Annotated in this window: 12 protein-coding genes; 1 reads left to right on the forward strand and 11 read right to left on the reverse strand. The window is 59.5% G+C overall.

What is annotated here, in order from left to right; genetic code table 11:
• Positions 1 to 48: 48 nt before the first annotated feature.
• The 8 genes from NL528_RS32295 to NL528_RS32330 all read right to left on the reverse strand — a co-directional run bounded on the left by NL528_RS32295 (position 49) and on the right by NL528_RS32330 (position 7,286).
• Complete coding sequence (locus NL528_RS32295; protein ID WP_309178421.1) at positions 49 to 882, reverse strand: 3-keto-5-aminohexanoate cleavage protein; 834 nt, start codon at positions 880 to 882, stop codon at positions 49 to 51.
• Between the two features lie 10 nt (positions 883 to 892).
• On the reverse strand, positions 893 to 1,681 hold the full coding sequence (benD, locus tag NL528_RS32300; protein WP_309178422.1) for a benzoate diol dehydrogenase BenD: 789 nt from the start codon (positions 1,679 to 1,681) through the stop codon (positions 893 to 895).
• Positions 1,678 to 2,694: a benzoate 1,2-dioxygenase electron transfer component BenC gene (benC, locus tag NL528_RS32305; protein WP_309178423.1), complete on the reverse strand. Its 1,017-nt coding sequence runs from the start codon at positions 2,692 to 2,694 to the stop codon at positions 1,678 to 1,680. The genes benD and benC overlap by 4 nt, the downstream gene beginning before the upstream one ends.
• A 26-nt stretch (positions 2,695 to 2,720) precedes the next feature.
• Complete coding sequence (benB, locus tag NL528_RS32310; protein WP_309178424.1) at positions 2,721 to 3,245, reverse strand: benzoate 1,2-dioxygenase small subunit; 525 nt, start codon at positions 3,243 to 3,245, stop codon at positions 2,721 to 2,723.
• A gap of 92 nt (positions 3,246 to 3,337) precedes the next feature.
• A complete protein-coding gene (gene benA / locus NL528_RS32315; protein WP_309178425.1) occupies positions 3,338 to 4,681 on the reverse strand; it encodes a benzoate 1,2-dioxygenase large subunit in 1,344 nt (447 codons plus the stop codon).
• A 53-nt stretch (positions 4,682 to 4,734) separates the two neighbouring features.
• Positions 4,735 to 5,664, reverse strand: coding sequence for a catechol 1,2-dioxygenase (gene catA / locus NL528_RS32320; protein ID WP_309178426.1), 930 nt, complete (start codon positions 5,662 to 5,664; stop codon positions 4,735 to 4,737).
• 39 nt (positions 5,665 to 5,703) lie between these two features.
• Positions 5,704 to 5,994, reverse strand: coding sequence for a muconolactone Delta-isomerase (gene catC / locus NL528_RS32325; protein WP_309178427.1), 291 nt, complete (start codon positions 5,992 to 5,994; stop codon positions 5,704 to 5,706).
• Between the two features lie 2 nt (positions 5,995 to 5,996).
• Positions 5,997 to 7,286: a muconate/chloromuconate family cycloisomerase gene (locus tag NL528_RS32330; protein ID WP_309178428.1), complete on the reverse strand. Its 1,290-nt coding sequence runs from the start codon at positions 7,284 to 7,286 to the stop codon at positions 5,997 to 5,999.
• Here NL528_RS32330 and NL528_RS32335 point away from each other — a divergent pair.
• Positions 7,270 to 8,205 (forward strand): LysR family transcriptional regulator, encoded by a 936-nt coding sequence (locus tag NL528_RS32335; RefSeq protein ID WP_309178429.1) that lies wholly within the window; start codon positions 7,270 to 7,272, stop codon positions 8,203 to 8,205. The genes NL528_RS32330 and NL528_RS32335 overlap by 17 nt on opposite strands.
• A 336-nt stretch (positions 8,206 to 8,541) precedes the next feature.
• Here the strand turns inward: NL528_RS32335 and NL528_RS32340 are convergent, their stop codons facing one another.
• From NL528_RS32340 to NL528_RS32350, 3 genes are all read right to left on the reverse strand, one after another.
• Positions 8,542 to 8,745, reverse strand: coding sequence for a hypothetical protein (locus tag NL528_RS32340; RefSeq protein ID WP_309178430.1), 204 nt, complete (start codon positions 8,743 to 8,745; stop codon positions 8,542 to 8,544).
• Between the two features lie 372 nt (positions 8,746 to 9,117).
• Positions 9,118 to 11,097: an acyltransferase family protein gene (locus NL528_RS32345; protein WP_309178431.1), complete on the reverse strand. Its 1,980-nt coding sequence runs from the start codon at positions 11,095 to 11,097 to the stop codon at positions 9,118 to 9,120.
• Between the two features lie 70 nt (positions 11,098 to 11,167).
• Positions 11,168 to 12,299 (reverse strand): IS3 family transposase gene (locus NL528_RS32350; protein WP_309178432.1). Its coding sequence is split into 2 segments (ribosomal slippage): positions 11,168 to 12,041 and positions 12,040 to 12,299, totalling 1,134 coding nucleotides; the frame shifts between segments, so codons are not numbered across the junction.
• Positions 12,300 to 12,301: the final 2 nt, after the last annotated feature.

Genomic DNA, 12,301 nt, shown 5'->3' on the forward strand with positions numbered 1-12,301 from the left:
GAACTGCCGCACCCGCACCTCAATGCCAGCTTCAGAAGCCCGCGCCAATCACTGGGCTGCGCGAAGGCCGAGCGCATTCCGTGCCTCGGCCGGTGTCGCCGGCCTGCAGCCGTGCTTCTGGATCAAACCCACTGCGACGCTCACGAGCTCGGCATTGCCGGATGCGAGGCGATCCCTGCTGATCCGAATGTTGTCCTCCATGCCCGTACGCACCGCATTCGCGCCGCGCTGCAGGGCCCATTCCATGACCTGCGATTGATGGCGACCTATGCCGGCCGCGGTCCAGGTCGCGCCGGGAATGACGCGCCTGGTTTCCGCAACCAAAATATCGAGCAGATGTTCGTCCGCGGGCAGCGCGTTCTGGACTCCCATAACGAATTGCACGTGCGGTCTCGGCGGCATAAGACCGGCATCGATCAGCCACTTCGCACCGTGAATGTGCGACAGGTCGAAGATCTCGATCTCGGGCGCAATCTCAAACTGCTTCATTTGAGTTGCAAGATCGAGCACCAACGCCGCGGGATTCTCGTACACAATCGTGGGAAAGTTCGTCGATCCGGTCGAGAGCGAGGCCATGTCCGGTCGATGTACGAGCGAGAGGCCGCGTGCAGCAGGATCGCGCCCCCTGCCCCCCGTCGAGAACTGTACAATCATGCCCGGGCAGTGCTTCCGCACGCCCGCCTGAACCTCGGCTAACCGATCCGGATCCGAGGACGGGGACTCATCATCGTTGCGCACGTGGATGTGAACCAGGGTCGCCCCGGCCTTGTAGGCTGCGTGTGTGGATTCGATCTGCTCTACAGGCAAGACCGGCAGCGCCGGATTATCCTTCCTGCGCGGAACCGAACCGGTGATTGCAACGGAGATGATGATCGGGCGCATTCGGGTTCCTCTATTGACCCTGGTCGCCGCCGCCGACCGGCAGCACGGTGCCAGTAATATAGGAGGCGGCATCCGACGCGAGAAAGAGGATCGCGGCCGACATTTCGCGCAAGAGACCGTAGCGCCTCATGTGACTTGACCCAAGCGTCTGGGCAACGACCTCCTCGATCCAGCCTTTCTCATCGTCGCTCGGGACGAGAGCATTGCGTGGTACGCCACGTGGCGGCGCAGTCGTCCCTCCCGGGGCGACCGCATTGACGCGGATATTCCTTGTCCCCAGCTCGAAGCCGAGCGACGCGGTCAACGCATTCACGGCGCCTTTCGCTGCGGAGTACGGAGCGCGGTTGACTCCCCTCGTTGCGACCGAAGAAACATTTACTATCGCCCCCCGGCCCTGGTCGAGCATGTAGGGCAGTGCCGCACGGCAGCCCCAGAGCGTGGGAAACAGCGAGCGCTGCACTTCAGCTACGATCTCTTTCTCGTCGAAGTGCTGGAACGGCTTCATCCAGATTGCACCGCCGACGTTCGTTACCAGAATGTCGATGGCTCCATGCGCCTTGTGTGCCGCGTTCATCGCCTCCACATTGCCGTCCCAGGTTTCGAGATCTGCGATCGTAGCGGTGGCCTGACCTCCAGAACGGGTAATCTCAGCGGCAACGAACTCGACGAGCGGCGACCGGTCAATCAACGTGACGCACGCGCCTTCGCCAGCCGCATCGATCGCAACCTGCTTGCCGATGCCTTGCGCCGCTCCGGTGACAACCATGCTCTTGCGCGCGAAGCGGGATGCGGAACTCATTTGTGCGCCTCGGACGGTGAAAATTTCTCGTAATGGAAACTCGTGGGAACGACACCCTTCTCGTGGAGGTGCGCGCGTACAGCGTCGACCATGGGCGGCGGGCCGCAGAGATAGACGTCCACATTGCCGCCGTTCAACGCTGTCTCAGGCAGATGGTGGGTGACGTAACCCTTCCGCGGATGCGTGCTATCTGCGGCCGCGACGACGGTGGTGAAGGTAAAGTTTGGAATTTTCGCAGCAAAGGCCTCCAGCTTGTCGAGCTCGACGAGATCGGCATCGTTGGTGACGCCATAGACCATGTGAACAGGTTGGTTCGCGCCCCCGCGTTCCAACTCCTCAAGCATCGCCAGAAACGGCGCCAGTCCGGTGCCGCCGGCGAGAAACAACACAGGCCTTGTGACATCGCGCAGATAGAAACTCCCGATCGGGCCTGCGATGGTTACCACGTCTCCTGCCTTCGCCCGCTCGGCCAGATAGGATGACATCAATCCGCCGGGGATGTTGCGCACCAGGAATTGAACGACCCCGTCGCGTGGCATGGACGAGAAGGAGTACGAGCGCGTTTGCGTCGTGCCCGGAACCGAGACGTTAACGTATTGTCCGGGCAGATAGCGCATCCCGCCTGGATCTTTCAGCGCGAGCGAAAAGCCTATCGAGGACGCAGAAAGCTGTTGGACCGCTTCGATCTCGGCCGACATCGAGCCAGCCTTCACTTTGCAAATGGTCGAGGAGGCCGGAATGCGAAGCACGCAATCGGATTTCACCTTCATCTGACAGGTGAGAACCTGCCGCTCGGCCGCCTCGTCCTCGGTCAGCGCATCATCTATGTAACTGCCAAGACTATAATCACCGGACTCACAATGGCACTTGCAGGTGCCGCAGGCGCCGTCCCGGCAATCGAGCGGGATGTTAAGACCGGCCCGATAGGCGGCGTCCGCAACCAGCTCATCGGGCCGTGCCTCGATGAAGCGCGTCACTCCATCCTCGAAGTTGAGGGCAATGCGGTGCACCATGTCCTAGTTCCTCCCGACTTGCTTTGTCAGATGTGGTAGATGTCGACCACGTGATGGATGTAGTCGTTCTTCAGTACGACCCTCTTCTCGGTGATCGCGAAGCTCTCACCCGAGGTATCGATGGTGTAGAACGAAGCACCGAAATAGGTGTCGGTCGTTTTGTAACGAAAACTCAACGAGACCCAGTTGAACCTCACCTTTACAAGACCATCTGCTGCTTCCAGCAGTTCCACGTTGCTGATGTTGTGCGACGTGCGAGGCTCGGGCAGGCTCGTCGCGCTCGATCGCTCGGTGCGGATGCGGAACACCCGATCTTCAAGACCCTGCTTCGAGCCGTACCAGATCAGCGAAATTTCGCGCTGGGGATCTTCGGTCAGAGTGTCGTCATCGTCCCACGCCGGCATCCAGAACGTGGCGGTCGGCGCATAGTGCGCGAGCCAACCGTCCCAGTCCTTGTCATCGAGGCAACGGACCTCTGAGTACAGGAAAGCCTGGACTTGCTCGATGGTGACGGGCCGACCGTTCGGGACGGGCATCGGAATGACAGACATAGGCAGCCTCCCCATGATTGCGGTCATGGATCTTGGTGAAGTGATCTAAGGATGATCGCACCCGTCGGCGCGACCTCAGTCGAAGCGGGGCGTCAGCCGGCGACCGCTTTGACGAGCGCGTCCTTCCAGTAGCGGTGCTGGACCACAAACAAACCCTCGTCCTCGGTCTTGGCGCCGCTGAGCAGCGGCTTCAGCCCGATCGCGTCGGCGTCCCTGTCGGGGCCGTTGATCCAGTGCGTGGCGCCACGCGAAAGATCGTTCCATGGGGCATTCCGCGCGCCATATCCGATCTGGCAGGAACGAAACTCTTCAAGATCATCCGGCGTCGCCATGCCGGACGCGTTGAAGAAATCCTCGTACTGGCGAATACGGCGCGCACGAGCCTCGGCGCTCTCGCCTTTCGGCGCGATGCAGTAGATCGTCACCTCCGTCTTGTCGACAGAGATTGGCCGATACGTGCGGATCTGCGACGAGAACTGATCCATGAGGTAGAGGTTCGGGTAGAGGCAGAGGTTTCGCGATTTCTCGATCATCCAATCCGCACGGGCCTCGCCGAACTTGGCGACCAGCTCTTCGCGCCTTTCGTAAAGCGGCCGGTCCTGGGGATTCGCCCAGTTAGTCCATAGCAGCAGATGCCCGTGCTCGAAGGAGTAGAAGCCGCCGCCCTGCTTGGCCCAGCCGCCGGCATCCATCGCTCGGATTGTGTCCTTGGTCGCCGCTGCCTCGGCGGCGGCCTTACGCTGGTTGGTGGTGGCGGCATAATTCCAGTGCACGGATGCGACATGATAGCCATCCGCACCATTCTCGGTCTGCAGTTTCCAATTGCCATCGTAGATGTACGATGAACTCCCGCGCAAAACCTCCAGGCCTTCGGGCGACTGGTCGACGATCAAGTCAATGATCTTCCTTGCTTCGCCCAGGTGCTCCTCAAGCGGCTTCACATCGGCATTGAGACTGCCGAACAGGAATCCGCGGTAGTTCTCGAAACGCGCGACCTTCGTCAGGTCATGCGAACCGTTCTTGTTGAAGTTCTCGGGATATCCAGCACCCTCTGGATCCTTCGCCTTGAGCAACTTGCCGGCGTTGTTGAAGGTCCAACCGTGGAACGGACAGGTATAGCTCGACTTGTTGCCGCGCTTGTGGCGGCAAATCATGGCGCCACGATGCGAGCACGCGTTGAGGAAAGCGTGGAGCTCACCTTTGCGATCCCGCGAGATGACGATCGGCTGGCGGCCGATGTAGCCGGTGATGTAGTCGTTGTTGTTGGGGATCTGGCTCTCATGAGCAAGATAGATCCAGTTCCCTTCCCAGATGTGCTTCATCTCCAGCTCGAACAGCTCGAGGTCCGTGAAGATGTCGCGACGGCAGCGGAAGACGCCCGTCTCGGAGTTATCCTCGACGGAGGCTTCCAGGCGTTCGATGACCTTGTCTGACATGGGCGTCACTCCGCTCGTGGGTGGACCGGCGTTTCCGGCGCTTGAGACTGGCCTCAGGCGGCGACCGCATGCGCGCGATGCACGATCGTGCTCGGCGCACCGGCGGTTTCCCGGGTCAATTTGAAATCGAACCGAATACGGGCGAACGGCTTGTTAAGGCCGGCCTTGTGGATCTCCTCGGCGTTCGACACACGCTCGACCGGCGGGATCAGATCATTCCGGGTTCCGAAAGCGAAATCATCGTGCAGATACTTGTCGCCGTCGATGTTGATCTGCGTCGTGAGCTGGCGACAGCCCGGCGCCGTCACAAAGAAGTGGATGTGTGCCGGACGCTGGCCATGGCGGCCGAGCTTCGTCAGCAGCTGCTCCGTGTTCGAGCCGGGCGGGCAGCCATAGCCCGATGGCATGATCGAACGGAAGCGGTAGCGACCTTCGCGATCGGTCTCGATGCGCCGACGCAGGTTGTAGGGCGACTGCGCCGGACCGAAGAATGAGTAGAAACCGAATGAATTGGCGTGCCAAACGTCGACGATTGCGCCCGCCACCGGATTCCCCGCGATGTCGGACACCTGGCCCTCCATGAACAGGATCTCGCCTTCGTCCGTGCCGTCATCGAGGCGCGCCTCCCCCTTCACCAGCGGAGCACCGGCGACGTAGAGCGGCCCCTCGATCGTTCGGGTCGTGCCCCCGCCGAGACCCGCGCGGCGCTCGGCTTCATCAAGACGCAGGTCAAGAAAGTGTTCGAGCGCGGTGCCGGGTACGACCAGGCCCAGCTCATTCGCCTTGGCCGCCTCGCCGATATAGGCGATTGCGCTCCAGAACTCGTTCATGGACACGTCGAGGTCGTCAATGGCGACCATGACGTCATGAAGCAACCGGTTAAACACCTCCTTGAGGCGTGGATCGCCTTGATCATTGTCCAGCCCAGCGGCCTTCGCTGCGAGTTCCTTGATTGTGGTTTTGTTGATCAGATTGGCAGGCATTGGCGTTCTCCCTTTGATGAAGCTCAATTGATCCGAAATCTATCGATCATCGTCATGGACAGATGAAGGGTGACGACAGAGCGGAGTGATCCGCATGTCCATGAACGGAAAGAGCGGCAAACTGGACAGGATGTCGTGCAGATCCTGTGGGCCGGACACATCGAATATACTGACGTTCGAATAGCGTCCGGCCACCCGCCACAGGTGCCGCCAGATACCCGCGCCTTGCAGCTCCTGTGCGCGGGCACGCTCGGTCTGCTTGAGCGCTTCGACCTTCTCGGCCGGGAAGTCGTGCGGTAGCCGTACATCCATTTCGACCTGGAACAGCATGGCTACGACCCCGTCTTGAGATTGGGCAGCACATGAAAGCTGCGCTCTGCGCGGTCCCGACGAAAGCAATTGAGACGGTCCTCATCGATCGAGATTCCGAGACCATCGCCGGTCGGCACTTTCAGGCTGAACTCGCCGTACTCGAGTGGCTCTTCGAGGATTTCCTCGGTGAGAAGGAGCGGACCGAACAGTTCGGTGCCCCATTCGAGCTGGGAAAGAGTCGAAAAAAGCTGCGCGGACGCGGCAGTTCCAACCGCACCTTCCAGCATTGTGCCGCCGTAGAGACCGATACCTGCAGCCTCGCCGATCGCAGCGACCTTAGCGGTAGCGAACAGGCCGCCGGATTGCGCAATCTTCAGGGCAAACACGTCGGCTGCCGCCGATTGGGCGAGTTGGAACGCTGTTTCCGGGCCGCTCAGTGCTTCGTCCGCCATTATCGCCATGGTGGTTTCACGCGCAAGCCGCGCCAGGCCCTTGACGTTTCTCAGTGCAATCGGCTGCTCGATCAGGTCGACCCCCGCATCGCTGAGCAGCGGCAAGCACCTCGACGCAGTAGCCTCGCTCCAGGCCTGGTTGACATCCACGCGGATGCTTGCCCGATCCCCCAGCGCCTTCTTGACCGCGGCTACATGGGCGATGCTGTTCCGCGGGTCATGTCGGCCGATCTTCAGCTTGAAAATGTTATGCCGCCGCTTCGCTAGCATCTCTTCAGCTTCGGCAATGTCCGTCGCAGTATCACCGCTTGCCAGCGTCCAGGCGACGGGCAACCGGTCATGGATGCGCCCCCCCATCAGTTCCGCGGCGGTGACCCGGCTCCGCTTGCCAAGCGCATCGATAAGGGCCGTCTCGACGGCGCATTTTGCGAAGTTGTTTCCCTGAACGGCCTTGTTGATCGCGCCCATAGTGCGACCGATCCGGTTCGGATCGCTTTGAAGAAGGATCGGAGCGAAATAGGTGTCGATCGCAAGCTTAATGCCTTCGGGGCTCTCCGGCCCGTAGGCGAGCCCGCCGATCGTCGTCCCCTCGCCGACGCCAACGATCCCGTCCGACATGCGGATTCGAAGGATCATCAACGTCTGCCCTTTCATCGTTGTCATCGACAGCTGATGCGGGCGGATCGTCGGAAGGTCGACGAGGATGGTCTCAACATTCTCAATTCTGGTGGCGGCAATCGGCACGGGCGTTGTCCTTGGTTGGGGAATGTGTAGGCCCCGACCCGCTTGAAGCACAGGATCGATTGTGTCTATTTTGATACCCGAAAGGTATGGAGCCGTTTTGGAGGACAATCCCATGGAGCTCCGTCATCTGCGTTACTTCACCACTGTGGCTGCGGAAGGCTCGTTCAGTCGCGCCGCTGAAAAGCTCCACATTGCGCAACCGCCGTTGAGCCGCCAGGTGCAACAGCTCGAGGAAGAGCTGGGGGTGCGGCTGCTCGATCGTGGCCGACCGCTTACGTTGACCGAGCCGGGCCGATACCTTTTTGAACAGGGACGTCAGATTCTGCAGCGCATTGACGAGATGCGTGCGATGACGAAGCGGATCGCCAAGGGCATGGTGCTGCAATTCAACATCGGCTTCGTTGCATCCACCCTTTACGACGCGCTGCCGGAACTGATCCGCCGCTTTCGCATCATCGTGCCCGGCGCGGAAGTCAATCTTCTGGAGATGACGACGCTCGAGCAGGTCGCTGCCTTGAAGGACGGACGTATCGATGTGGGCTTCGGCAGGCTGCGATTCGACGATGAGGCGATCGTCCGCAGCGTCATCCGCGAAGAACGTCTGTGCCTCGTGGCACCACGCCGACACAAGTTGGCGGCCAAGAGGGGAAAACTACGGTTGCGCATGGTGGCGGATGAGCCGCTCATCGTCTACCCCAAGTCACCGCGGCCAAGCTACGCGGATCAGGTGCTCTCATTTTACCGCGATGCAGGCATTGAGCCGAGGATTGCGATGGAAGCGAGGGAATTGCAGACCGCGCTCGGGCTGGTGGCCTCCGGAGGAGGAATCTGCATCGTGCCGGCTTCGGTGCGACGCCTGGGACGAGACGACGTATGTTTCATCGATCTCGACGAGCCGAAGATGATCTCTCCGATTATCATGAGCTATCGCAAGAATGACACCTCCGTGCTGCTCAAGCAATTGATCAAGCTGGTGCGCGAATTCGACAAATGGGACGCACCCGCCGGTCAACCCGCCTCGGCATCTGTCTGAGGCGATTTCGACGAAGCTGGGCTCGTATCCGAACGAACGGTGCAAATGCCCACAGGAACGCCATCGCTGAACAGGAATGATCCCACGCGCTTCAAACACTTCAGCGTTTCGCAATGAACTCTGCGCTTTTGTTAACAGCCGATCCCCTGCTCTCGCGCATCTCATCGCGCTGTCCGGACACGGTTCAGAACGTCTGCCCATATTGGCGTCGTAAGATTTTTCTCGATCTCCCTGTGCACACGTCACATTCTAACTCTGTGAATAAATTGTACTTTCGGTCCAATCCATCATGGGAACCGCGGAGAATTTCCAGCGTAAGCCTTTCATTTTATTGATCTATTTTGTCTCCACTCGATCCTGCAAGGGATTGGACCGACTGAGGAATTTGCCGTAAGGCGCCGCGGCCGCGCCATAGACCTTGCAGGCGGCCAGCGGCAGTTCGGCAGTCCCGACAATGGCAAGAGCAGCGGACAAGTGCCGCCTTGCCGTCGCAACATTTGCGGTGACGAACGCGATCCTGGCCAGCACGCGATGGGCCAACGATCCGGCGCCTGGGACGTAAAGGCGTAAAGTTGCACCGCTCGCTTTTGCGCCTGGGCCAGATCGCCGGTTTCGAGAAAGTATTCGCAAAGGCTGTTGCAAAAATACGGGTAGAACAGGGAATCCATGTCGTTCCCCTCGACTTCGGTTGCCGTCTGACGGCGCCGCACCCGCGGTCACCGACGCCGTCCCTGCGATCGTCGCAACCGACAAGGGAAATGAGGATTACACGATCAACTGGTAGGGTGTCGAACAGGGCGTTGATAGCGGCGCCGGTCACTTCCGGTCTTGCTCGATTAGAGGACATCATTAGCCGCAATCGGTATGTCTCAAATGTGCCAGCTTCGGACATTCCGGGAAGGCGAGAGACAACTACATCAATAAAAAATCGAGGAAGTGCAAATGCTCCCGTACGAAGACAGGACGCAGATGGACACCGTCTGTAAATTTCGGCTCGCGTGCTCCGAAAAAGGGTGAGCACGTTTCACCGTTCCCGCAGACGTCGGGAAGGACATCTAGGAGCTTCGCTCCGGTGCGCTCCGCGACGGCACGCAAATCAGCGTCATGCCGAGCATAAACCGCTCGCAAATCGGCAATTGGCACGGACTTCTCAGCATTCGGATCGACGCGAATCCCGGTGACACCTCGCGTGACCATACGTTGAGGGTTTAGGACTGTAAGAGACTGCGGCGCACCTAGCACGAGGTAAACTGTCGCGTTCAATTCCAGTTCGCGAACATAATCTTCGAGGTTGGCATAAAAAGCACGCCTCCCTTCCTCTCCCCCATCCAGAGGAATAGACTTGCCCTCCCGTTCGATGAAGGCATTTTTCCTGGGCCAATAATGAGGACCGAGAACGACCGTTTGCACCTTCTCTCTTTGTACCAACTCCGACAATCTGTTCGCGACGTTGGCGCAGTGTGCAAATTCATCGCGCGCGATCACGCCAGGTACCAACGGGCAGGCTGGGCCTGTCACGAAATAAGCACGGACCGCTAACCGCCCTTCGTCTGCGAGTTGCTGCAAACGAGGGCCGTAGTGAAACATCGTACTGTCGCCGGCCAGCGCTACTTTGCGAGCGCCTTGGCCGATTTGAGCCACCATGGAATATCCGCGGCCATTATACTCAAGAACGTGCATGCCGTTGGTCGGCGCGTAGGTCTCGTCGAGAGTGGCGGCGTTCATCTTTTCCAGATCGAGGCTGGCGGCAAAACGTTGCGGCACACCACCTGCGACCCATACCGCCAAGCCACAAGCACCAAGCACGGCGACGCAGGCAGCGACAATGTGAGTGCGCCGCAAGCGATTAGAACTAAGGCGAACAGGGCGTTCAATGAAACGGTATGTGGCCCAAGCTAACAGCAAGCTCGCGATCACAATTCCGAAGGCCATAAAAGAGGTCGGCGGCTTGCCTCGGATAACATAAGAGAAAGCGATCAGTGGCCAGTGCCATAGGTATAGGGGATAGCTGATAAGCCCTATGGATACCGCGACGCGATTTGAAAGAATGGTTTTGTTAACAACGGCATTTGATCCGGCCAGGATGACCGCAACCGAACCCGCCACGGGCAGCAAAGCGAGCCAGCCGGGAAAGCGCATCTCCGATGCAAACAATCTCGCGGACATCAAGATGGCTGCCATGCCCGCCAATGAAATTACATGCTTAAGGCCCGCTTTGAGATTGATATCCGGGCGCCAAGCCAGTGCTGCACCGGCCAGCAGTTCCCAGAAGCGCGAGACCGGCAGGTAGAAATCGCTCGACGTGTCAGTGAGCGAGAGCGCGATATTGACCGCAAAGGAAGCCACCAGCAGCCCAACTATCAATCGCCCAATCGCGGCCTTTAGTTTGAAGGCGATCCAAAGCAGCGGTGGCCAGAGGATATAGAACTGCTCCTCAATGCCCAAAGACCAAAGATGCAGTAGCGGCTTTGAAGTAGCGCCACTGTCAAAGTATCCGCTATCGCTCCAGAGGGCGAAGTTAGACAGGAAGCTGGCCCCGAAAAAGACTTGCTTGCCGAGTTGAGCAAGTTGCGAGGGCATCAACACGACGAAACCATATGCCAACACCGCGGCGAGGCAAACAGCGAGGGCGGGAAAGATGCGCCTGATGCGGCGGCCATAAAAGCTCGCTAAGGAGAACCGGTGCTGCTCGATTTCACTAAATAAGATTTTTGAGATGAGATAGCCGGAGATGACGAAAAACACGTCTACGCCAACAAAGCCGCCAGGAAGCCACGCTTCATCAGGGAAGGCGTGAAAGATCACGACCGAAAGCACGGCTACCGCCCGCAATCCGTCGATATCGGGGCGATAGTTGTGGGCGAGAATAATTGTGTTGATCGGCGCAGTCATTTGGCGATTTGTGAACTGGTCCCGGTTGTCTGAACAACAATTCCGCGTCGATAAGTGGGGCTCTGCCGGGTTAGGCCGCCGCGCGGAGCGGAGGAAGATCGAAGTAGGCTTGATCCGGGGTGCGGTCGTCAAGGCTCGAATGCGGTCGTCGCCGGTTGTAAAAGTCAAGATACCGACCAATCGAGCTTCGCGCCTCACCGACGGTTTCGTAGGCTCGCAGATAGACCTCCTCGTATTTGACGCTTTTCCAAAGCCTCTCGACGAACACGTTGTCTCGCCAAGCTCCTTTGCCATCCATGCTGATGGCGATGCCGTTGTCGGCGAGGACGCCGGTAAAGGCCGCACCGGTGAACTGCGAGCCTTGGTCGGTGTTGAAGATGTCCGGCCTGCCGTGACAGGCGAGAGCATCTTGCAACGTCTCGACGCAGAAGGCCGCCTCCATCGTGATCGACAACCGCCACGACAGGACACGACGTGTCGCCCAGTCCAGCACCACGGCGAGATAGACGAAGCCGTGCGCCATCGGAATGTAGGTGATGTCCATGGCCCAGACCTGGTTCGGACGCGTAATCTCCAGGCCACGCAGCAGATACGGATGGATCTTGTGGCCGGGTTCGGGCTTGGTGGTGCGCGGACGGCGATAGAGCGCCTCTATCCCCATCCGCCGCATCAGCGTCTTCACATGCCGCCGGCCGATCTTGCACCCCTGCAAAGCCAGCAGGCCTCGCAACATACGCGAACCGGCGAAGGGATACTCCAGGTGCAGCCGATCGAGACGCTGCATGATCTCGAGATCGGCTGAAGAGACTGCACGCGGCAGATAGTACACGCTGCCGCGGCTGACCTTCAAAATCTCCGCCTGCTTGGTGATCGACAGATCGTGCTCACGGTCGATCATCGCTTTGCGCTCAGCAATCCCGCCTTGGTGAGCGCTCCTTCTAAAAATCGTTCTCCAGTGTCAGTTCTCCGATCTTGGCATGGAGCGATTTCACATCGATCGCGGGGATGGCCGGTGTCCCGCCCCCTGATCCGAAAATCTCGGAAGCGCTGCCCTCAAGCTGCGATTTCCAGGCTGTGATCTGATTGGGGTGAACGTCGAAATGCTCCGCCAGCTGGGCGATTGTGCGGTCGCCCTTGACGGCGGCCAGAGCCACCTTCGCCTTGAAGGCCGGTGAGTGGTTCCGCCGGGGTCGTCTGCTCATGG

The organism is Bradyrhizobium sp. Ash2021, assembly GCF_031202265.1.
In the GTDB taxonomy this organism is placed as follows: domain Bacteria; phylum Pseudomonadota; class Alphaproteobacteria; order Rhizobiales; family Xanthobacteraceae; genus Bradyrhizobium.